Origin of the sequence: Rahnella sp. PD12R (genome assembly GCF_019200965.1) — a bacterium.
GTDB lineage: Bacteria > Pseudomonadota > Gammaproteobacteria > Enterobacterales > Enterobacteriaceae > Rahnella > Rahnella laticis.
Genome location: NZ_JAHTMS010000007.1, coordinates 262,217 through 284,339 on the forward strand (window position 1 = coordinate 262,217; position 22,123 = coordinate 284,339).

The 22,123-nt window shown below is 50.7% G+C and carries 24 protein-coding genes; 12 read left to right on the forward strand and 12 right to left on the reverse strand.

What is annotated here, in order from left to right:
• Positions 1 to 6: 6 nt before the first annotated feature.
• The 5 genes from KWG64_RS15910 to KWG64_RS15930 are packed head-to-tail and all read right to left on the reverse strand — an operon-like array spanning position 7 to position 1,751.
• Positions 7 to 495 (reverse strand): hypothetical protein, encoded by a 489-nt coding sequence (locus tag KWG64_RS15910; protein ID WP_370628692.1) that lies wholly within the window; start codon positions 493 to 495, stop codon positions 7 to 9.
• A complete protein-coding gene (locus KWG64_RS15915) occupies positions 446 to 772 on the reverse strand; it encodes a hypothetical protein (RefSeq protein ID WP_218522421.1) in 327 nt (108 codons plus the stop codon). Before KWG64_RS15915 ends, KWG64_RS15910 begins: the two co-directional genes overlap by 50 nt.
• A gap of 2 nt (positions 773 to 774) precedes the next feature.
• Complete coding sequence (locus tag KWG64_RS15920) at positions 775 to 978, reverse strand: phage filamentation protein Fil family protein (protein ID WP_218522422.1); 204 nt, start codon at positions 976 to 978, stop codon at positions 775 to 777.
• Positions 979 to 987: 9 nt separating this feature from the next.
• Entirely contained in the window at positions 988 to 1,497 is a 510-nt protein-coding gene (locus KWG64_RS15925) for a phage regulatory CII family protein (protein WP_218522423.1), read from the reverse strand.
• A 32-nt stretch (positions 1,498 to 1,529) separates the two neighbouring features.
• Positions 1,530 to 1,751 carry a hypothetical protein gene (locus KWG64_RS15930; protein WP_013575857.1) on the reverse strand — a complete coding sequence of 74 codons (222 nt, stop codon included), beginning with the start codon at positions 1,749 to 1,751 and terminating at the stop codon, positions 1,530 to 1,532.
• 141 nt (positions 1,752 to 1,892) lie between these two features.
• Here KWG64_RS15930 and KWG64_RS15935 point away from each other — a divergent pair, with 141 nt between their 5' ends.
• The 4 genes from KWG64_RS15935 (at position 1,893) to KWG64_RS15950 (ending at position 6,735) form a co-directional block, all read left to right on the forward strand.
• On the forward strand, positions 1,893 to 2,459 hold the full coding sequence (locus KWG64_RS15935; protein WP_218522424.1) for a phage repressor protein CI: 567 nt from the start codon (positions 1,893 to 1,895) through the stop codon (positions 2,457 to 2,459).
• Positions 2,460 to 2,472: 13 nt separating this feature from the next.
• Positions 2,473 to 4,464, forward strand: coding sequence for an AAA family ATPase (locus KWG64_RS15940; RefSeq protein ID WP_218522425.1), 1,992 nt, complete (start codon positions 2,473 to 2,475; stop codon positions 4,462 to 4,464).
• Between the two features lie 78 nt (positions 4,465 to 4,542).
• On the forward strand, positions 4,543 to 5,598 hold the full coding sequence (locus tag KWG64_RS15945) for a tyrosine-type recombinase/integrase (protein WP_218522426.1): 1,056 nt from the start codon (positions 4,543 to 4,545) through the stop codon (positions 5,596 to 5,598).
• Between the two features lie 186 nt (positions 5,599 to 5,784).
• Complete coding sequence (locus tag KWG64_RS15950; protein ID WP_218522427.1) at positions 5,785 to 6,735, forward strand: helix-turn-helix domain-containing GNAT family N-acetyltransferase; 951 nt, start codon at positions 5,785 to 5,787, stop codon at positions 6,733 to 6,735.
• A gap of 59 nt (positions 6,736 to 6,794) precedes the next feature.
• On the opposite strand, the gene KWG64_RS15955 is transcribed toward KWG64_RS15950, so the two are convergent.
• From KWG64_RS15955 to KWG64_RS15970, 4 genes are all read right to left on the reverse strand, one after another.
• On the reverse strand, positions 6,795 to 7,154 hold the full coding sequence (locus KWG64_RS15955; protein ID WP_218522428.1) for a bleomycin resistance protein: 360 nt from the start codon (positions 7,152 to 7,154) through the stop codon (positions 6,795 to 6,797).
• A 176-nt stretch (positions 7,155 to 7,330) separates the two neighbouring features.
• Complete coding sequence (gene ompC, locus KWG64_RS15960) at positions 7,331 to 8,440, reverse strand: porin OmpC (protein ID WP_218522487.1); 1,110 nt, start codon at positions 8,438 to 8,440, stop codon at positions 7,331 to 7,333.
• Between the two features lie 498 nt (positions 8,441 to 8,938).
• A complete protein-coding gene (locus KWG64_RS15965; protein WP_152326950.1) occupies positions 8,939 to 9,226 on the reverse strand; it encodes a hypothetical protein in 288 nt (95 codons plus the stop codon).
• Entirely contained in the window at positions 9,219 to 9,734 is a 516-nt protein-coding gene (locus KWG64_RS15970) for a GNAT family N-acetyltransferase (protein ID WP_152326949.1), read from the reverse strand. Before KWG64_RS15970 ends, KWG64_RS15965 begins: the two co-directional genes overlap by 8 nt.
• Positions 9,735 to 9,820: 86 nt before the next feature.
• Between KWG64_RS15970 and KWG64_RS15975 the strand changes: the two genes are divergently transcribed.
• Complete coding sequence (locus tag KWG64_RS15975) at positions 9,821 to 10,555, forward strand: bifunctional 2-polyprenyl-6-hydroxyphenol methylase/3-demethylubiquinol 3-O-methyltransferase UbiG (protein ID WP_218522429.1); 735 nt, start codon at positions 9,821 to 9,823, stop codon at positions 10,553 to 10,555.
• Between the two features lie 305 nt (positions 10,556 to 10,860).
• Positions 10,861 to 11,466, forward strand: coding sequence for an undecaprenyl-diphosphate phosphatase (ybjG, locus tag KWG64_RS15980; protein ID WP_195814633.1), 606 nt, complete (start codon positions 10,861 to 10,863; stop codon positions 11,464 to 11,466).
• Between the two features lie 83 nt (positions 11,467 to 11,549).
• Here the strand turns inward: ybjG and KWG64_RS15985 are convergent, their stop codons facing one another.
• On the reverse strand, positions 11,550 to 12,761 hold the full coding sequence (locus tag KWG64_RS15985) for a serine hydrolase (RefSeq protein WP_195814632.1): 1,212 nt from the start codon (positions 12,759 to 12,761) through the stop codon (positions 11,550 to 11,552).
• Between the two features lie 310 nt (positions 12,762 to 13,071).
• Here KWG64_RS15985 and KWG64_RS15990 point away from each other — a divergent pair, with 310 nt between their 5' ends.
• Entirely contained in the window at positions 13,072 to 13,410 is a 339-nt protein-coding gene (locus KWG64_RS15990; protein WP_152326945.1) for a GlpM family protein, read from the forward strand.
• A 3-nt stretch (positions 13,411 to 13,413) separates the two neighbouring features.
• On the opposite strand, the gene KWG64_RS15995 is transcribed toward KWG64_RS15990, so the two are convergent.
• Positions 13,414 to 14,352: a LysR family transcriptional regulator gene (locus KWG64_RS15995; protein WP_195814630.1), complete on the reverse strand. Its 939-nt coding sequence runs from the start codon at positions 14,350 to 14,352 to the stop codon at positions 13,414 to 13,416.
• 156 nt (positions 14,353 to 14,508) lie between these two features.
• Between KWG64_RS15995 and KWG64_RS16000 the strand changes: the two genes are divergently transcribed.
• From KWG64_RS16000 to KWG64_RS16010, 3 genes are all read left to right on the forward strand, one after another.
• Positions 14,509 to 15,930, forward strand: a complete 1,422-nt coding sequence (locus tag KWG64_RS16000) for a M20 family metallopeptidase (protein ID WP_218522430.1) — start codon at positions 14,509 to 14,511, stop codon at positions 15,928 to 15,930.
• Complete coding sequence (locus KWG64_RS16005) at positions 15,927 to 17,210, forward strand: MFS transporter (protein WP_195823065.1); 1,284 nt, start codon at positions 15,927 to 15,929, stop codon at positions 17,208 to 17,210. Before KWG64_RS16000 ends, KWG64_RS16005 begins: the two co-directional genes overlap by 4 nt.
• 148 nt (positions 17,211 to 17,358) lie before the next feature.
• Positions 17,359 to 17,979 carry a glutathione S-transferase family protein gene (locus KWG64_RS16010; protein ID WP_218522431.1) on the forward strand — a complete coding sequence of 207 codons (621 nt, stop codon included), beginning with the start codon at positions 17,359 to 17,361 and terminating at the stop codon, positions 17,977 to 17,979.
• A gap of 53 nt (positions 17,980 to 18,032) precedes the next feature.
• Here KWG64_RS16010 and KWG64_RS16015 read toward each other — a convergent pair whose 3' ends face one another.
• Positions 18,033 to 19,187, reverse strand: coding sequence for a PQQ-dependent sugar dehydrogenase (locus KWG64_RS16015; RefSeq protein WP_218522432.1), 1,155 nt, complete (start codon positions 19,185 to 19,187; stop codon positions 18,033 to 18,035).
• Between the two features lie 297 nt (positions 19,188 to 19,484).
• On the opposite strand from KWG64_RS16015, the gene KWG64_RS16020 reads away from it, so the two are divergent.
• Together KWG64_RS16020 and KWG64_RS16025 are read left to right on the forward strand one after the other, a co-directional pair.
• Entirely contained in the window at positions 19,485 to 20,558 is a 1,074-nt protein-coding gene (locus KWG64_RS16020; RefSeq protein WP_218522433.1) for a sugar ABC transporter substrate-binding protein, read from the forward strand.
• A gap of 182 nt (positions 20,559 to 20,740) precedes the next feature.
• Positions 20,741 to 22,108, forward strand: coding sequence for a glycoside-pentoside-hexuronide family transporter (locus KWG64_RS16025; protein WP_195814624.1), 1,368 nt, complete (start codon positions 20,741 to 20,743; stop codon positions 22,106 to 22,108).
• Positions 22,109 to 22,123 lie beyond the last annotated feature (15 nt).

The following is a 22,123-nucleotide window of genomic DNA, read 5'->3' on the forward strand; positions in this document are numbered from 1 at the left end:
GTTTAATTAATGGAAACTAAGCGGGGAAACTGTTGTTTCGTACTTTTTAGGCAGCGGCGCAAGCGGTGACAGGTTAAGCGCCCCCATGCCGTGCAATTCCTTGGTTTTATCAAACCAGGTACTAATCAGCGCATGGGCGTGACCTTGCCCCAGGGAACCGGCCACAAAATACAGAGCGCGGATGCTGGCCATCGTTTCAATTTGCTCAACCAGCGTTTCCGACTCACGATAAGCGCGAACCCAAAACGCAACATTGGCCGCAAACCATTGGTGCGGGTTATCAAGGTGAACGGTGTCATTAAACATGAATGGCGTCAGCGCAACGCGACCGCCAGACACATGGCATTTATTCAGGAATAAACGGCTGTAGTTAAACTTAACGCCGAAATCCGCGAATGATTCGATCAAACCTTTTTCATCTACCGTGATAATTTTCATACTTTCCTCAATGCATTGGATTTGAAATTTTTGGTTCATCAGCTCGGCGGCTGACACTACAAACGACAACACCTTTAAAATCTTCCGGTGTCAGCAATCGGGTTTGTTGCTGCATTTTTCTGACCTTCAAAACGCCATGCCACAGCGCAATTTTTTCCGCTTCGGTCAAATCATCCCAGGCGCATTTCACATGGCGGCTTTTCAGCTGGGAGAGGAAACAGAGATCGCGGCGCTCATCTTCTGGAAGATTTTCCCAATAATGTTTCACCCGGTTTTCACTGCCTGAAATCATCTTCCGGGCTTCGTGGATCCATTTCGGTACTTGCTGTTCCACACTTACCCCCTCAACCCCATCAAGCGAAACCACCACGGACGGCGCTTAATCTTCACCACCGGGTGACGCTGACCACTTAGAAACGCCACTTTGCTGGCTGCCGGTTGCCACCGCTGACCGTTCGGCAATTCAAGCCAGCCGTGGCCATAGCTTTGCAACTGTGCGGTGGGCGATTGCTGTTTTAATAGTTGTGCGAATACTTTCATCGAATAGCCTCAGTTCAGGCCAGGCATGACACCGCATGAACTTAAAACGTCCATTGCAGTGGCCAGCGCAGGCGTGGTGTGAAAACGCGACTCAACAGACACAACGAGCAAGGACAGATCGCGGATCGCCTGATTGGCTCGGTCTAAAATGGCGTTTCTACGTGATTGCGTCATAGGCCCAGGGGATATGGCTTCACCGGCAATAACACCGATTGCGGCCGTGGCACTCAAAGCGTGCATTGGTAAATTATTAGGTTTCGCCTCATTCACCGGCACAGCAGGCAAGCATTTCAGCTGTGCCAGCAAACCATCCAGAACCGCCGAATCATCAGTGATATCTGTCAGTAAGATCAGCTCGTTTACCGTTAAACGGTGTGGCTGCTCTGGATTCAGCTTGTTACGTAACACCTGGGCAGAAACCCCCATAACAGCGGCAACCTCGGTTAGGTTGTGCGCCAAAGAGAAACGCCGACAAGCAGTATCAAGATGCGGATGTATTGAAGTTTGATAATCAAACATGGCTGTGACCTCAGTGATATTGCAATATCGAACTAAGCAACCGAAAGGTCACAATTTGATAACGCGTCAACGGTTAAAGCGGCGATGTTGATCATCACTTTTTCGCGCTTCATATCTTTGCGCAGACGATGACGAGGCAGACGTCCATCAGCAAGCATGTCGTTGATCGTATCCTCAGCTAAACCAGTGAGTTCGCTGTAACGTTCAATTGTGACGTGAGGGGTGATCAGAGTGATTGAAATGTTAGGTCTCATGGGGCAACATCTCCTTTTGGCTTGTGGCGAGCCTCAATTAATAGTGATTACAAGTGAAGTTTCCCAAATCGAACTTCATGGCGAACATTAAGATCGCTTTGGGAATCTGTCAACTGAATTTTGTTCTTGGGAGCGAACTTGATGGATTTTAAAACAGGTGGGCAACAGGTGATTTTGCGGCTTGTTGAGGCTTATGGATTCTCAACACGTCAGATGCTGTGTGATCATCTAGGTGTATCAAAAAGCACCCTTGCGACCAGATTTATGAGGGATATTTTCCCTGCCGAATGGGTAATTCAATGTGCACTTGAAACAAATGCCTCCCTAAAATGGCTTGTCTCCGGTGTGGGACCAATTTTTGAAAATGGCCTTTCAGATTTACTTACGATTCCTAAATCGAAACTTATTGATGGAAAACTGTATAGCTGTGGATACACTTTGTTCGATAAATCACTGTTTAGCGAAGAGTTTATCTCGCCAACGGTTCTTATAGATAACGGTAGCACTTATATAATAGAAGCTCATTTTAATGCTATTAACGATGGTTTATGGTTGGTAAGCATTGATGGAAATGAAAGTCTACGCGAAATAACAAGACTTCCATCTGAAAGAATAAAGATCGAAACAGGAAGTCGGAATTTTGAGGCATCAATAAACGACATTGCATTTAAGGGAAAGGTTAAAATCAGTATTAACACAGTTTTTTAAAGGATATCTAATAATGATTGCCGGACTGCTTCTTAGAAATTATAAATCCTTTAGGAATCAACATTACATTCCTATAACACTTGATAGTAGAGCAACATATTTTATCGGTGAAAATGGTGTAGGTAAGAGCACAATTCTCTCTGCGCTGAACACCTTATTAAATCACAGTGATATTAACCGACTAGACATTAATAATGAAACTCGAAGCTTAGGACTGGACACAAGAGAGCCATTTATAGTACCTGTTTTTTTAATAGAAAAAGAAAAAGTAAAACGTAACGCTTTAATGGCAAAAACATTAGAAATAATAAGCAATATCACATGGCAGCTTGAGTCACATGATTTCACTTCTACGTTTCAGAAATCCTTTGCAGAAAGATTTATCGAACACAAAGATAAACTAGCTAAGTCTTTCGATGATTCTAGGTATTTTTTGATTCCAATTGGCTTTATTAAAAAGAAAGCTAATGAAACTCCGGTTCCATCTATGTCGATTTTCGAATCAATACCATTTTATGAAGAGGAGTTATTAGAATTACCTGAATTATTTCCTAACGTATCGTGGTTAAAAAAAAATCCTCTCGAGGAAATTAAATCTAAAGTTTTAGATTTCATAAAGGAGCTATATTCTTTCATTTATCTACCAGCAGAAATAACAGTTGACAGCTACTCAAAAATCGAAGGAGAATTATCCCAATCCCTATTAGGGGATGACATTCAGAACAAGATACAAAAAATAATTAAAAAGAAAGACATTGATGAAATAAATAAACATTTAAATGAATACATCTCAGATGTTTCCAAATTACTTGATAACTCCTATCATTTTAAAAAACCATCCCAGCGTCAAACTCTTTTCACACAAAGGCATATGATATTAAAAATAATAGAAACCTATTTTACCGATAAAATATTACACCGCTCTGTTGATGGAAGAGATACTCCGATAAATAATCTTAGCTCAGGTGAGAAACGCAAGGCACTTTTGGACTTGGCTTTTGCATTCCTAAAAGCAAACCCAAAAAAATCTTCGTCTCAGACCGTATTTGCAATAGATGAACCCGAACTTTCATTACATGCTACAGCATGCTTTAAACAATTCGAAAAATTAAAAAAAATTAGCGGCTTAGGCATCCAAACACTCGTTACCACTCATTGGTATGGATTTCTTCCTGTCGCTGGTGTTGGCTCTGCAATATATATATCCCCCAATCAAAACCATATAAAGCTGCTTAATCTATCATCTTTTAAAGATGAAATTAGTAATTTTGTCAAAGAATCCAATGGCGTTTATCTTGATACTTTAGAAGTCAAAAGCACCCATGATTTAGTGCAATCAATCATTGCTTCGATTACATCAACAAATAACTATAACTGGTTGCTATGTGAAGGAAAAACAGATAAAAAATATCTTGAGGCGCATCTTGAAATTGAAAACATACCAAATTTGATAGTGCTGTCTGTCGGCGGTTCGTTCGCTGTCAAAGATATCTACAGTTATCTAACGCTTGCATTGAAAGACAGAAAAAAAACCATAAAAGGTAAAGTGTATTGTCTTTTAGATACAGATCAAGCACATAGCGCCTATCAAAGCACAGACTCTATTCCCAACATAAGAATAAGAAGACTTCTTTTTAATAAATCAAGCGGGAATGTTGATTTATTAAAAACGACGGATAATAGAGCCAGTCCTCAAACTGAAATAGAGGACTCATTAAATGGGTTATTCTTCTATGAAACTATTTATAAATTATATGAGCAGGGGAACGATGACTTTGAATTCATCGAAAACACAACTCCGCTAGATTGCGATGTTTCCGCAGGCATTTTAGATATTACTACTACTCAACGTGACGCTATTTATAACTATCTAAATCTTCCTGGCATGAAGGTGAATTTTTGCGATATATATTGCGACATAGTTTATGAAAGTGAGGACATAAGAACCCCTTCATGGATGTGTGAAATTGTTGATTTTTTCAACGATGACGATAGCTTACTTTAATGTTTATTTTTTTATAGCCATACATTGACCACTGTTATTATATACAGTTAAATATTCCCTCTTTTTAGAGGGAAACACATGGCAGTTCGTAAACTTACAACCGGTCAATGGATTTGTGAATGCTACCCTGCTGGCCGTTCTGGCCGCAGGGTACGTAAACAGTTTGCAACCAAAGGGGAAGCACTGGCCTTTGAACGCCATACGATGGATGAAGCTGAGAACAAGCCATGGCTCGGCGAGAAAGCTGATCGCCGGACCCTGCAAGATGTCGCTAAGCTCTGGTACAACCTACATGGCCAGGCACTCACCGCAGGCTCAAAGACCTATAAAAAAATTTGCTTAATGGTTGATGCTTTAGGAAATCCCCCCGCTACAACTTTCACCGCAAAAGACTTTGCCCACTACCGTGATAAACGCTTAAACGGAGAAATTTACTTTTCAGAACGTTGGCGCCAAGGTGCTGACCCAACTACGGTGAACCTTGAACAAAGTCATTTTAGTGGGATGTTTAGCGAGTTAATTCGTTTGGGGGAATGGAAACAACCCAACCCGCTTGAGACGCTGCGAAAATTCGCAACTGCTGAAAAAGAAATGTCATGGCTCACACATGAGCAAATCAACATTTTGCTTGATGCTTGCAGTAAGGGAAGACCAGACCTGCCCTTAGTAGTCAAAATTTGTTTAAGCACTGGCTCACGCTGGCGTGAAGCGGAGAAATTGACCCGGTCGCAAGTTACCCCGCATAAAATCACTTTTGTCCGAACCAAGAGTAAGAAAAACCGAAGCGTGCCGATCAGCAAAGAGCTTTATGAAGAAATTGTTGCACAAGAAGGTGACCGATTTTTCAGTGAGTGCTACTTTCGATTTATGGCAGCAATTGACTCAACAGATATTGTATTACCACGTGGCCAGTTAACACATGTTCTACGCCATACCTTCGCAGCGCACTTTATGATGTCCGGTGGCAACATACTCGTGTTGCAAAGAATCCTTGGTCACTCTGATATTCAGATGACAATGCGCTATGCTCACTTTGCGCCCGAGCACCTCGAAACCGCCCTGCACTTCAACCCCTTAGCCACTATGAAAACTGGCGACAAAGTGGCGACAAAGGAAGGCAATAGTCCTGATTAGTCACCCATCGCCACATAATCAACATCCTGAAAAATATGTAATTTATTGATTTTAAAGACCCGGTGACATTACCGGGTTTTTTCTTTTCTGCTTATAAAACTCCCCCGCGCCCCCTTTTAGCCCCATTGACACCTTCGCCCATAAAATGGTTGTATAACACAACCAATTCACCAAAAGCCCTTTCTCATGACTGATAACGCACTTCTTATAGAAAACATCCGTACCGCTTCACGGTTGATGGTTCGTGAACTGGGGTTTATGAACCCGACGCTTGCCGCTACGGAATATTCCGCGTCGGCGGTGCATACGTTGCTTGAGGCTGAGAGGCTGGGTGCGGTGACAGCTGCGCAACTGGTGAATGAACTCGGGCTGGAGAAGTCGAGCGTGAGCCGGATGCTCGGCAAACTTATCAAGGCCGGTGAACTCACCGAGGTAGTTTCTGCGGATGACGCGCGGGTGAAGCACCTTCAGCTTACCGAACAGGGCAAAGCCAGCGTCCTGAAGATTAATGCGTATGGCAAAATGCGCGTCGCAGATGCGCTGATCAGGCTTGATTCTACAAAACAGGAAACCGTCGCTGAAGGGATTTCTGCCTACGCCCTCGCGCTGAAATCATGCCGTGACGGTTCACAGACAAATCCGCAAAATCCTGTGATCATCAGCTCCGGTTATCAGCCGGGCATGATCGGGCGGATTTCTGAAATGCACGCCCGTTTCTATTCACGTCATGCCAACTTTGGCAGTTTTTTTGAAAGCAAAGTGGCGGCGGGTTTAGCGGAATTCACCGGTCGCCTCGGTCATGAAAACAACCGAATCTGGCTCGCGGTTCAGAACGGAAAAATAGTCGGTTCTGTCGCCATCGACGGGCAGGATTTAGGCAATAACGAAGCACATTTGCGCTGGTTTATTCTTGATGATGGCTGCCGGGGGGGCGGTATTGGCAGAAAACTGCTAAGCGAAGCGGTAAACTTCTGCGATCAGCAAAAATTCTCAGCCACTCAGCTCTGGACTTTCAGCGGGCTGGATGCCGCGCGCCGTTTGTATGAATCGTCCGGTTTTACCCTGACGAAAGAATGGGATGGCGACCAGTGGGGAAGCCGCGTTACGGAACAGCAGTTTACCCGCATCGCGGGCTGACGCAGTGTCACGCCGCCGCAGTGATTTTCGGTGGCGTGACATTGGCGTTACCCGTTTCGCTAATTCTCAATCACCCGCAGCAACGTTCCGTCGATATCAATCAGCGCACCCATTTTGAATCCCCACGGCTGCATTTCAGGCAGATGAATGCATGGCCGAGTGTTCCTGTCCTGCCCTATTCCGGCGGCAATAAATTCATCAAAAATGGCACCGGCATCATCCACGCGCAGGCAGCAGCTGAACCAGCTGGTGAGCGGGTCGAGATCGACGTGCAGGAAGAATTCCAGCGTAATACCGCCGCGGCTCATAATGAGCCAGCTGTCGTCGATATAGCCGGTAGTAAAGCCTATGCTGCTGTAAAAGCGTTGAGTCTCTTCGAAATCCCGGGCGGGAAGATTGGGTGTGGCGTGATCAGTCATTGGCGGCTCTCAGTCGTCGGATACGAACTTCACGTGCCGGAATCATGCCTGAACGAAAACATAGGGGAAAGTGCGGAGAATAAGATTTTGTGAGAAAGGTCATCTCCCGCCTTGCAGCGGGAGATTCAGACACGAGAGACGCAGATGCCCTTAACTTTCAGGGCAGCGTCGGCTTATCAGAACTGATAAACCAGGCCTACGGCCACAACGTCGTCGGTATTGATGCCAGCATCGCGGGTCAGGCGGGTGTCATCCATCAGGTTAATTTTGTAATCCACGTAGGTCAGCATGTTTTTGTTGAAGAAATAAGACGCGCCAACATCAACATATTTGGTCAGGTTCTGGTTGCTGTAACCCGGGATATTACGCGCGTGAGACTGCACGTAGGCAACAGACGGACGCAGACCGAAGTCGAACTGGTACTGTGCCACAGCTTCGAAGTTTTGCGCTTTGTCGGCATAACCGTAAGCGGTACTGCCTGCTTTACCGAAGCGGTTTGCGTTGTAGCTTTGGGTGTACATCGCCGCCAGGTAGATATTGTTGGCATCGTATTTCAGGCCGCCGCTATACGCGGTCGCTTTGTCGCCGTTACCAATGATTGCCGGGTTGTTGCGGCCGTTCTGCTCGTTGGTACGGTCAGAAGCCATCATGGCTGCCGCTGCGCTGAAACCTTCGCCCAGGTCATAAGTCAGGGACATGCCGTAACCGTCGCCGTTCTGAGCTAATACGTCACGACCGTTGTTAGATTCGGTAGCGCTGCCATTTTTGCCCTGATACTGAACCGCGACATCCAGACCTTCGACCGCGCCGAAGAAGTCTTTGTTACGGTAAGTCAGCACGCCGTTTGCACGCTGGAACATGAAGTTGTCTGCGCCGTAAGTGTCGCCACCGAATTCTGGCAGAACGTCGGTCCAGGCTGCGACGTCATACATCACGCCGTAGTTGCGGCCGTAGTCCAGTGAACCCCATTGGCCAAATTTCAGACCTGCAAAACCGACACGGGTGAAGTTGTTATTATCAGCGCTTTCAGCAGAGTTCAGGGCTGCCTGATATTCCCACTCGCCGTAACCGGTCAGTTCGCTGTTAATCTGAGTTTCACCGCGCAGACCGAAACGCATATAGGACTGATCGCCATCGGTGCCTTTATCGCTGGAGAAATAATGCAAACCATCAATTTTACCGAAGAGATCCAGTTTGTTGCCGTCTTTGTTATAGATTTCAGCAGCGCCAGCGGTGCCTGCTACCAAGAGTGCCGGAATGACCAGAGAAAGTACGCGTAATTTCATCATCAATATCCTTGATTATTTAATGTTCTGCGTCGCTAGGCGACAAAGTTAATTTCCTCTCCACCGTGAAGTTATATTTCTTCATCAGGACCGGAGCAGATGAGCGTCAAATTAAACGAGGATAAGTTCCGTTGCAACCAGAAAACATTTGAAATAAATTTTGTTTAGCGTTCATTTAGGATAATAACGAGCCCTCTTAAACATATTAACAAACCCGAAAAAAAACGAATGAAATCATCGCTAAAGATAACATAATAATTAATACAAACAACAACTTAATCAACACTCATTCAATTCACAGTTTTGTCACACTCACAAAATAAAATATTATTCCGCTCAGAATGTAATTTCCCTCCGTAATTAAAAGCCGTCTTTTCCGTCAGGGAATATCCGATTAATGTAAAGTTACGTATAATATTACCAGGTTTCTGCAATGTCATTCTGGAAATAAAAAATCACCCGAAGGTGATTTTTTATATTATCCATAACGATATTTACTTACATAATTCGTTCGAGGCGCTGATCCTTGCCGCCTAAACGTCCGTCAGTCTGATTCCACTCTTTTTCATACGCCTGATAGGCAAATACAAATGCCTGATGCCCGTCTTCAAATATCTGATCAGGACGTTTGTGCCAGCCGGAATACGCGTCATAACGCAATATTTCAAAACCGTCTTCCGCCGGATGAATAAGGTAGGTGTAATGCTCACAAAACTCCGGCGCATAGGGAATATCTTCCCCGGCTTCGAGCGTGATAAACAGACCGCCAAGACGTAATTTAATCATTGATATCCTTTTTCATGATCCACAATGGAGTGGTTTGCGTTGCCGTCACATAGGCCGTTTCAGCGACCTGATGCATGCGCTGACGCTGATAAAATCCGATAGCCGGGAGATTACTTTGCAAAACCGTCAGCCACAAGCACGATTGTCCGTTTTCACGGGCGGCGGTTTCTACGGCGTCAAATAACATCGCGCCCAGCCCGCGTGCCCGGCTTTGGGGTTTGAAATACAGTTTACACAACTTCGCCCCGTGCCCTTCCGCGCCCTCAAGAGGCTGATTGAAATGCACTTTTGCAAAACCAACCGCGTCACCCTGTTCCTGTAACACCAGCCAGCGGTGATCCGGGCTCTCAAGCGTGTTTTCCATTTCTTCGTTACTGAAATCATCGGCCAGAAACTGTTCCAGCTCGTCACTATTTTGCCACAGGTCACCAAAATAGTGGCGATAGGTCTCACGACCCAGCGTTTGCAGTTCGCGCTGGTCGGCCAGCGTAGCCTGACGAATGTCCATTTTGCTGCTCTCCTGTCTGTTTTTTACTACAATGTTCGGGCCAAAGTGGATTGGCAATTAAGATTATTTTTATAGGAGTCATTCAAATGACGCAAAATATTTACGATGATCCGGCCTTTTTTGAAGGCTACGCGCAACTCGGGCGCTCGCAGTTCGGGCTGGAAGGCGCGCCGGAATGGCCTTCACTCAAAGCCATGCTGCCTGATATGCAGGGCGCACGCATCATCGATCTGGGGTGTGGCTACGGCTGGTTTTGCCGTGCTGCGCGCGATGCCGGTGCTGCAGAAGTTTCAGGGCTCGACGTTTCAGAGAAAATGCTCGAAAAAGCCCGGTCGATGACCCGCGACGATGCGATTCATTATGCCCGCCAGGATCTTGAAAGCCTGACACTGCCGGAAGCCGCTTTCGATCTGGCCTACAGCTCGCTCACGCTTCATTACATCGACGCCCTGCCCGCGCTTTTGCAAACGGTGTTTCACGCGCTCAAACCGGGCGGCAGTTTTGTCTTCTCAGCTGAGCACCCGATCTATACCGCACCTTCAAGCCCCGCGTGGCTGATCAATGAAGGCGGGCAAAAAACCTGGCCGGTCGATGGTTATCAGCATGAAGGCAAGCGTGTCACAAACTGGTTTGCCGAAGGTGTGGTCAAGCAGCACCGCACGCTGGGAACTTACATCCGCCTGCTCACTGATGCGGGTTTCGTTATCCGCGAGCTTAATGAGTGGGGTCCGTCGGCAGAACAAATTGCCGCACAACCGGCGCTGGCCGAAGAAGCTGAACGTCCGATGCTGTTCCTGATGTCCGTCCAGAAACCTCGCTAATCGTCTTCTCAGACACTTTTCCTTTCATTTTTTCAGTCAGGCAATTGCGCCGGGAGGCTCGTCCTCCCGCCTGCTTAAGGCTTCCTTAAGTTCTTCTCTTTACACTCTATTTCATCGCGAAACTATACCGCCGTTCAACGAGTGCGGATATTCAGACGATACCCCCTTTACCTCACAGGCAGCACAAACTAACGTGGCCTCCACGTTTTTTGCCGGTTGTCAGTGGGTTACCGGAAATTTGTGATCACTATTTTGGCCTGTTTATTTGGCCTGTCTGTCTGGCCTGTACATACGAGGGTAGTTTTATGGAGCAGCTGAATCATCTGGTGTTTTTATGGATCAACGCGACGCCCGCTTCGCCGCACGCGCTGATCAGTCTGGCGGCTTTTCTGGCCAATGATCTGATTATCATCGTCCCGCTTCTGATTGTCGGGCTCTGGCTTTGGGGTCAGCGCGACCAGATCGGCCAGCAACGTGAACTGGTCAGTAAAACCACCATTGCGCTGCTCTTTGCGATGACGACGGCCAAAACGCTCTCGATGCTTTTCCCCCACGCGCGCCCTTTCGTTGAAGGTTTTGGTTATAACTTCCTGCATCACGCGCCGGATGACTCTTTCCCGAGTGACCACGGCACGGCGATTTTCACTTTCGCGCTGTCATTCCTGTTCTGGCACCGCATCTGGTCCGGCGCGCTGCTGATGGTGACCGCCATCGCCATCGCCTGGTCACGTATTTATTTAGGCATTCACTGGCCGCTGGATATGCTGGGCGGATTACTGGTTGGTATGCTCGGTTGCCTGTTCGCGCAGCTGGTGTGGAACCTGTTTGGTGAGCAGATTAACGCGGTGATGTGCAAAGTGTACCGTTTCGGGTTCGCCTTCCCGATCAGGAAAGGCTGGGTGCAGAACTGATTTTCCGGCCATTCAGGCATAAAAAAAAGCGAGGCTTTGTTGGCCTCGCTTTTTTTGTTTCAATTTCAGGGATTAAGCCGCAGTTACTTGCCGAAAATGCTGCCAAACAGGCCGCTGATTTTCATCATCACAAAGTCCCAGATACGGCCAAAGAAGCCCGCTTCCTTCACTTCCTGCAACGCCACCAGCGGACGCTGTTCAATAACTTTGCCGTCCAGACTGAAATCCACGGTTCCCACAACCTGATTCTTCGCCAGCGGCGCTTCAAGCTGCTTATTGGTCAGCGTGAAGCTGGCTTTCAGGTTTTTCAGCTGGCCTTTCGGCATCGTCAGTGAGGCGTTTTCAGCCACACCCAGCGGAACCATTTTTTCATCACCAAACCAGACGCGCTGGCTGGTGAATGCATCACCGGCTTTAATTGGCGTCAGCGTTTCAAAGAAACGGAAACCCCAGGTCAGCAGACTTTCGCTCTCGCTGAAACGGATTCGGTCGCTCGGCGCGCCCATGACCACCGCAATCAGGCGCATACCGGTCGGGTCGCTGGCGGAAGACACCAGGTTATACCCCGCGCCGGACGTGAAGCCGGTTTTAATGCCGTCCACATTCAGATTCGAACTCCACAACAGGCGGTTACGGTTAATCTGTTTGATGTGGTTGAAGGTGAATTCTTTCTCTTTATGCAGCGCATATTCGTCCGGCGTATCACGGATCAGCGCCTGCGAAAGCAGTGCCATATCCGTTGCCGACGTGTACTGCCCGTCCGCATCCAGCCCGTGAACGGTTTTAAAATGCGTATTTTGCAGTTTCAGCTGTTCGCCGTAGCGGTTCATCAGATTCACGAAGGAATCCTGGCTCCCCGCCACAAAATCGGCCAGCGCAATACTCGCGTCGTTACCCGACTGGATCACAATCCCTTTATTCAGCTCGGAAACCGGCACGCGGTCACCGGGTTTGAGGAACATCAGGGACGATCCGCGCAGCACCGGATTGCCGGTTGCCCAGGCATCGTTACCGACAGAAACCAGATCGTCGGATTTGATTTTGCCGGATTTAATGGCCTGGCCGACCACGTAGCTGACCATGATTTTGCTCAGGCTGGCCGGGTCGAGGCGCGCGTCAGGATTCGATTCAGTCAGGATCTTCCCGCTGTTGTAATCCATTAGCACCCAGGATTTGGCATTAATCTGTGGTGCGACGGGGCCGTTGTCCGCCTGAGCGGCAGGAAGCGCCAGCAGCATTACTCCACCGCCCAGCGCGTAAATGAAAGTCCGTTTGAATTGGGAAGAAATAGTCATAGGTATCAGCGCTTTTGTCCGGGTAACTGAAATTTATCTTATCTTTCAAACAGATTGTACAACTCTGTCTGACGTAAAACCTACTGCGTTCTGGGTCTGGAATAAACCTAAATAGTGTAAAGATCTTAAGAATAGTAGAGATTTCCACTGCTTGCGCTGATTCAACCGGCGATAAAAACAGCAGTCAGCACTTGACCAATTCATTCATGTGCGTCAGTTTGGGGTGAAGATTCATATAAAATATCTATAACAATAAACGGCTTAATCGCAACGGCGCTTCAACGACGATGAACGAGCCGCAGGGGCAGAAATGGGACTGGTAATTAAGGCGCTGATCGGAGCGCTGGTCGTGATTTTAATCGGGGTGCTGTCCAAAACCCGAAACTATTATATCGCCGGGCTGGTCCCGCTTTTTCCTACGTTCGCCTTAATTGCTCACTACATTGTGGGCACGGAACGCAGCATCGAGGCACTGCGAACCACGATTGTCTTCGGCCTGTGGGCCGTCATTCCTTATATGGTGTACCTGATTTCACTCTATTTTTTCATCGGCTCGATGAAACTGCCTTACGCCCTGCTCTGCGCCGTCGTTTGCTGGTCGCTGGCGGCGTGGCTGCTGATCAGCCTGTGGACGCGTTTTCACGCCTGACTTTTATGACCGGGCAGTATTCAGACTGAAATCACGGATAAAGGCGTCGTTTTCCCGTACCAGTTCGTCACGGATAAAATCGACAAACTGGCCGAGCGCCGCCGAACGCCTTTTACCGGCGGGTGACTGCAACTGCAACGTCCGCTGGCTCAGCTGTTCAATGTTCACCGGTTTGACCCGCAAATTATCGCGCCGCGCTTTATACATAATGGAAAAGTGGCTGCACGCGACAATCGCCCCCGGCGTCTGTACCATAAAATCGTAAAGCGTCGAAAAACGGTTACAGCTCACTGCGGGTTCCAGAAAAATTCCGCTCATCCGGCACGACAAATCAAACAGCTGGCGGATGGTGCTGCCCTGCTCGTTCATCGCCAGCGGGAACGGATGTAAATCTGTCAGCAAAACGTCCTTATCCGCCAGCGGATGATCCGGGCGCATCACCATGCGTACCGGCGCAGGGAAAGACGCCATGATGTCCACACCGCGCTCCGCCACCAGGCTGAACTGTAACGCCAGTTCCACTTCGCCGTTGTGGATCATTTCCGACACTTCCACCGCCGTGCCGACGTTGAGATAAAACATCACGCCCGGATTGATCTTGCGAAACCGTGAGAACAGCTGCGGCAGTAAATCAAACGCCAGCCCGTCAGTACAGGCCATGCGGATCACGGTTCGCCTCACGGCGTTCAGCCCCTGAATTTCCGCAATCGCGTGCTCCATTTCCATCATGCTTTTACGCACATGGTTTTCCAGAATCTGCCCGGCATCGTTGAGCACCATCCCGCGCGCGTGGCGTTCAAACAGCGGCGCGCCGATGCGTTCTTCCAGACGCTGGATCTGACGGCTGATGGCCGACACCGCCACAAATAATTGCTTACTGGCCGCGCTCAGCGAGCCGGTATTGGCCACCGCCAGAAAATAGCGAATCTCCGTACTTTGCATGACCGTATTGCCTCATCACTGTGCAGATGAGCATTACAATAAAAGCAACGCTAACTTGCAATTATTATTATTGTGGCAACGCTGACGCAGCGCTTAGAGTGAAACTGCTAAAAAAACCAACAATAAAATCACAAACACAACAAAAGCAGGATCCTCATGACAGCGGAAAATATCGTTGAACAGGCGTTAGCCTGGTTCGATCAGGGTGAATACCAGCGCACGCTGGCGCGCAGGGTGGCGATTGCCTCCGAAAGCCAGAGTAATCAGCGGGACGCCGAACTGGCGCGTTATCTCGATAAAGAGATTAAACCGGCACTCGCGGCGATGGGTTTCAGCCTGCTGAGCGTCGAAAATGCGTATGCCGCTAACCGTCCTTTTTTGATCGCCACCCGCATTGAAGACGATGCGTTGCCCACAATCCTGAGTTACGGCCACGGCGACGTGGTGTTCGGCGACGATGAAAACTGGCGCAGCGACTTATCGCCGTGGGAACTCAAAGAGGACGGCGACCGCTGGTACGGACGTGGCAGTGCCGACAACAAAGGCCAGCACAGCATCAACATTGCCGCGCTGGAGCAAATCTACCAGGCCCGCGGCGGAAGCCTCGGTTTTAACTGCAAACTGCTGTTCGAAATGGGTGAAGAAATCAGCTCACCGGGGCTGGCCGAACTTTGCCGTGAATATCAGGAAGAGCTCAGCGCCGATATTTTCCTCGCCTCCGACGGCCCGCGCCTGAGCGCCGTGCGCCCGACGCTGTTCCTCGGTTCACGCGGTGCGGTGAATTTCCGTCTCACCATCAATGCCCGCGACAACGCCTATCACTCCGGCAACTGGGGCGGGCTGCTGACCAATCCGGGGACGCAGCTGGCAAACGCGCTGGCCTGTCTGGTGAATCAGCACGGCCAGTTGCAGGTTTCTGCGCTGAAACCGCCGGCAGTCAGTGAGGCTATCCGCGAAATTCTCAGCGATGTTGACGTCGGCGATGGCAAAAACGATCCGCAGATTGATCTGAACTGGGGCGAGGAAGGTCTCACGCCTGCCGAGCGTCTCTATGCGTGGAATACGCTGGAAGTGCTGTCGTTCCTGACCGGTAATCCGCAGCGCCCGATGAACGCCATTCCCGGCTCGGCGACGGCGGTATGTCAGCTGCGTTTTGTCGTCGGCACCGACTGGCAACATCTGGCAGAGCACGTCCGTGCGCACCTCGATGCACAGGGTTTCCCGCAGGTTGAGGTGGAATTTATGCGTGGCTCACCGGCCACCCGCTTCGACCCGACCGATCCTCTGGTGGACTGGGCGCTGAATATCATGCAAAAAACAAACGGTAAAAAACCGGCATTGCTGCCGAACCTCGGCGGATCTCTGCCTAATGATGTCTTCGCCGATATTCTCGGTTTACCGACGTTATGGGTGCCGCACTCTTATCCGGCCTGCGGTCAGCACGGCGTGAATGAACACATGCTGATTTCCGTGGCACGCGAGGGGCTGGCGATCATGACCCATCTGCTGTGGGATCTTGGTGAAAACGGTGCCGCCGTGCTGGCCCGTCACCACGCCCATACAGGAGGTGCGCAATGAGCCAGTTAAGCGCCAGCTCCGCTTCCGTCAGCACTACGGCTGAAAAACCAAGCCTGATGAAAACCCTCTTTGCGACCTGTATCGGGAACGCGCTGGAGTGGTTTGATATCGCCATTTACGGCTTTTTCGCCAGCTATATTGCGCATGCGTATTTCCCGACGTCCGATCCGACCGTTTCACTGTTGCTGGCGTTTGGCAGCTTCGGGGTTTCATTCCTGATCCGGCCGCTCGGCGCAATCGTTCTCGGTGCGTATGCCGACAAACACGGGCGTAAAGCGTCACTGCTGATGTCCATCAGCCTGATGATGATTGGCGGCTTAATCATTGTCATCACACCCTCCTACGCCACTATCGGCATGGCCGCGCCGCTGCTGATCCTCGCGGCACGTCTGATTCAGGGCTTTTCGGCGGGAGGTGAGTTCGGCAGCTCAACGGCATTTCTGGTTGAACATTTCCCCGAACGTAAAGCGTTTATCGCCAGCTGGCAGTTCGCCACGCAGGGCGCGAGCACCTTGCTGGCTTCGGCATTTGGCCTGGGGTTGTCTGCCATTCTGAGTGAAACGCAGTTGCAGGACTGGGGATGGCGCATTCCGTTTATTTTCGGTCTGCTGATTGGCCCGGTGGGTTTGTATATCCGCCGCCATATCAAAGAATCGGAAAGCTTCAGCAAAGCCGAGAAAACCGCGTCGCCGCTGAAAGAAATCGTGCGCTCGCAAAAAGGCCTGTTCTTTACGGCTATCGGCCTGATGGTGGTGTCCACCGCCATCAACTACATGCTGAACTACGTGCCGACGTACGCCACAAAAACGTTGCATCTGCCTGCCTCGGCGGGCTTTAGCGCCACATTATCGGCGGGGATTATCCTGACCGTCGTCACGCCAGTTATGGGGCTGTGGGCGGAGAAAATCGGGCGTCTGCCGCTGATGTGGGGTTCGCTTATCCTGCTGTTGCTGACCATTTATCCGGCGTTCTGGCTGATGCTGCAATACACATCGGCGCTGTCTTTACTGCTGCTGATAAGCTGGCTGGCACTGCTGAAATCGGTGTATTTCTCCACCGTGCCGTCGATGATGGCGGATTTGTTCCCGATCACCACCCGCGCCAGCGGCATGGCGATCAGCTACAACGTGGCGGTCACCGTGTTCGGCGGCTTTGCACCATTCATCTGTACCCTGCTGATTTCCGCCACCGGCAGCAGCCTGGCGCCAGGTTACTACCTGATGATGGTCGCCCTGCTCAGCGTCTGGGCACTGTTTAAGGCGCAGAAAACACAGCGCTGATTTCCCGTAATCCCCCTCAGCGACGGGGAAACCTGTCGCTGAGTGTTACGCTTAACCCTTCGCAAAACCCCTTCACCTGCCCTATAGTCATTGCCATTGTGCTGGCTAACGTTCTGTTTATTTACCCTTTTCAAACGAGGAGTTCTGAATGATCACCCTGTGGGGCCGCGATAACTCAACTAATGTGAAAAAAGTGCTGTGGTTGCTGGACGAACTTAAACTGCCTTTTCAGCAAATTAACGCCGGGGGCGCTTACGGCAAAAACCATGAGCCGCTTTATCTGTCACTCAATCCGAACGGGCTGGTGCCTTGCATACAGGATGATGATTTTGTCCTGTGGGAATCGAATGCCATTTTGCGTTATCTCGCCGAACGCGCAGGCGATGAAACGTTCTGGCCTTCCGATCTGCGGGCTCGCGCCAGCGCGGATAAATGGCTGGACTGGACCGCAAACAGCCTGACCGTTCCTTTCCGTCAGGTCTTTCTGACGCTGGTTCGCGTTCCCGAACCGGAGCGTGATATGGATCTGGTGGCCACCGGCATGGCGGCATTTGAAAAACACTGGGCGGTTGTCGACAAAGTGCTGGCGCAGCAGCCATGGTTATCAGGCGAACATTTCGGGCTCGGCGATATTCCGCTGGCGATCTACGCCTATGCCTGGTACGGGCTGAATATTGAACGTCAGGCCCATCCGAATGTGGAACGCTGGTATCAACAAATCACACAGCGCCCGGATTTCCAGAAACGCGTGATGATCCCGCTGACCTAGACGTAAACACAAAAGGCGTGCCGCAACGACACGCCTTTTTTAGCCTGCGGCACTCATTTGTTGCCCGGCGACACCTTCAGCAGTTTCCCGTCACTTTCATCCGTCAGCACATACACAAATCCATCCGGCCCGACCTGAACTTCGCGAATACGCTCATTGCGCTCGCTTAACAGACGTTCTTCATGGGTAATTTTTTCGCCGTCTACTGTCAGGCGGATCAGCGATTTCCCGGCCAGCGCGCCCACAAACAGCGAGTTTTTCCACTGCGGGAATTTCTGCGCGTTATAAAACGCCATGCCGCTCAGCGCCGGAGAAATCGCCCAGTAATAAATCGGAGCTTCAGCGCCTGCCAGCGTGGTGCCTTTCGCTTCCGGGATAGGCTGCCCGGAATAGTTAATCCCAAACGTCGCCAGCGGCCAGCCGTAATTTTTTCCCGCTTTCGGCAGATTCACTTCATCCCCGCCGCGCGGCCCGTGCTCCGTTTCCCATAATGCACCGCTCCACGGATCCACCGCCAGCCCCTGCGGATTGCGGTTGCCATAAGTCCAGATCTCCGGTTTCGCGTTTTTGTCACCGGTAAACGGATTATCCTGCGGAATGCCGCCTTCCGGCGTCAGACGCAAAATCTTGCCTTGCAGCTGATTCAGATGCTGCGCATTGATGCGCTGATTATTATCCCCGACGGACAGAAAAATATTGCCCTGTGCATCGAACGCCATACGCCCGCCCAGATTAATGCCGCTTTCCAGCGCCGGTTGCTGCACGAAAATCACTTTAAAATCGGTCAGACTTTGTTTGTCTGCCGACAGCGTGCCGTAACCCAGCGCCCCGTGAGGCTCACCCTTTTCACCCGGCTGCGCGAAAGAGAGATAAATCCGGCGGTTTTTCGCAAAATCCGGCGACAGGCGCACATCCCACAGCCCCGCCTGCCCGCTGACCCACACACGCGGCACGCCTTTGAGCGGCGCGGAAAGTTTTTGGTCTGGCTGCCACAGACGCAGCTGGCCGCTGCGCTCGGTGATCAGCGCGCCCTGCGAATCAGGCAGAAACGCCAGCGACCACGGGTGATCCAGGCCTCTTGCCAGTTCGGTGACCTCCGTGCGGGCAACCGCAAAGGGAACCGGCGATTTCGGCGCGGCAAATGCGTGAGACGCCAGAAGAGAGGTTGAGAAAACGAATAAAGCGGCAGCGCGGAAAGAACAGGACATCAGGCTTCTCCCGGAGACGTTGATCAGCGTTGAATGTTCAGTTTAGGCCATGTGCCTGATTTTGCTCAGCACCACTCTGCGTTCTATAACCAACAGGAATAACGCCAGCCGGAAATATACTATCAACAAAGCATTCCCTCCTTCTTAACATACCGGTAGACTGCGTTGTCACAATGGACGTCCAGACAGACGGACTTCCAAACATCCTCAATTTGGTCCGTTCTTTTTGTTCCGAATTTTTATGCCAAAAAACACCTGTGAAACACACATCGCACCCGACGACGGAGTTGTTAAATAATGAAAAAAATATCCGCATCCCTGCTGGCACTTAGCCTGTTCTCCGCCCTGCCCGCGTTTGCCGCTGATGCCCAGCTGGCACCGGTTCCGGCTGCGATTGCACAACACAACGGCCCGGTGCGCATTGCCGTGATCCGTAATCTTGGCTCCGATGACAACACCACGCAATTTCTGGCGGGTGCCATCAAGCAAGGCCACGCGCTGGGCTTTAAAGTCGATACATTCCTGAGTAACGGCGACGACGCTAAGTTTCAGGATTTCGTGAATCAGGCCATCAGCCAGAAATACGACGGCATTATTCTGTCGCAGGGTCGCGGTCCGTATTCTGAAGCGCTGGCAAAACGTATTGCCGCCGCGGGCATTGCAGTTTCCGCGTTTGATACCGAAGTACCGGATACCATTCCGGGCGTCACCGTCACCCGCCAGGACGACGCGTCTCTGGCGAAAGCCTCGGTCGGCCAGCTGGTGAAAGATTTCAACGGCAAAGCCAACATCATCAAACTGTGGGTGGCCGGGTTCCCGCCAATGGAACGCCGCCAGAAAACCTACGAAGCCATCCTGAAAGAAAACCCGGGCATTCATCAGCTTGAGTCTATCGGTGCGGTATCTTCGGACGTTCAGGGCGACACCGCCAACAAAGTCGGGGCGATTCTGGCGAAATATCCGAAAGGCCAGATTGATGCCATCTGGGGTTCCTGGGATGCCTTCAGCCAGGGTGCTTACAAAGCGCTGAAAGAGAATGGCCGGACTGAAATCAAACTCTACAGCATCGATGCCTCGAATCAGGATCTGCAACTGATGCGCGAGAAAGGCAGCCCGTGGTTGTTCACGGCGGCGGTGGATACACAGCTGATCGGCGCCGTGAACCTGCGTATTGTGGCGCTGAAAATTGCCGGCGAAAAAACGCCACAGACTTATGAATTCCCGGCGCAGACCATTCCGCAATCCCTGCTGATCAGCCAGCCGGATGGCCTGAACGTCAGCGGCCTGAGCAAAATCATTCCGGGCTGGGGGAAATCAGAAGATTTTACCGCGCCATGGTTTGCCACGCTGGAAGCAAAATACAAAAAGTAATCGCCTCAGACCTCCCGGAAACGGGAGGTTATTTCATCACTTATCCCCTCCTTGCGTTCCCGTTTCCCCCCTGCGATCACAGAAATAAAGAAACATAATTTCAGAATTAAAAATCTCAATAGCCGCAACCGCTTACAACCGTTAAAACCTGTACTCTCCCTTTTCATATGGACATTGAAGCAATGAGTACAGAAATCCTTTCGGTCAAGGAAAAGATTGGATATGGATTAGGCGACGCCGCCAGTCATATCATTTTTGATAATGTCATGCTGTACATGATGTTTTTCTACACCGACATTTTCGGCATTCCCGCCGGATACGTCGGCACCATGTTCCTGCTGGCCCGCGCACTCGATGCTATCTCTGACCCCTGCATGGGATTGCTGGCTGACCGCACCCGTACGCGCTGGGGCAAATTCCGCCCTTACGTGCTCTTCGGCGCGATCCCTTTCGGCATCGTCTGCGTCTTCACCTACACCACGCCGGAACTGAGCATGACCGGCAAAATGATCTACGCCGCCATCACTTACACGCTGCTCACGCTGATGTATACCGTGGTCAACATTCCGTATTGCGCACTCGGCGGCGTGATCACCTCGAACCCGACACAGCGTATTTCGCTGCAATCCTACCGCTTCGTGCTGGCGACGGCGGGCGGCATGCTGAGCACCGTGCTGATGATGCCGCTGGTAAAACTCATTGGCGGCGAAAATCAGGCGCTGGGTTATCAGGGCGGCATTGCCGTACTGGCGATTGTCGCGGCCATCATGCTGGCAATCTGTTTTGCCACCACCAAAGAACGTATCGATCCGGGCAAACCGACCGGCACCATGCGCGAGGATTTGCGCGACATCTGGCATAACGATCAATGGCGCATTGTGGGTCTGCTGACCATCCTTAACATCATCGCCGTGGCAGTTCGCGGCGGCGCCATGATGTATTACGTCACCTATATTCTCGGCAATCCTTTGCTGTTCGTCTGGTTCCTCGGCGTCTATTCCGTCGGCAATCTGTTCGGCAGCGCGCTCGCCAAACCGCTCACCGACTGGAAATGCAAAGTGAGCGTGTTCTGGTGGACCAACGCCATTCTGGCCGTACTCAGCGTCGCCATGTTCTTCCTGCCGGTTCATGGCAGCATCGCGATGTTTGCGTTCATCTTTGTTATCGGCGTACTGCACCAGCTGGTGACGCCAATTCAGTGGGTCATGATGTCCGACACCGTGGATTACGGTGAATGGAACGACGGCAAACGCCTGACCGGCATCAGCTTTGCGGGCACCTTATTTGTGCTCAAACTCGGTCTGGCGTTAGCGGGCGCGATGATCGGCTGGATGCTGGCCGGTGCCGGTTATCAGTCCGGTGCTGCCACGCAGAACGCGACCACAATGGCCTGCATCGTCGCGCTGTTCACACTGGTGCCCGCCGCCTGTTACCTGCTGAGCGCCATCATCTGTAAGCGTTATTACATTCTGCGCACGCCGCTGCTGCGCCGCATCCTTGACGAAGTCGCGCAAGGCATCCGCCGCAATCAGCAAGAATTTATGAAATGAATTTGATTGAGATGA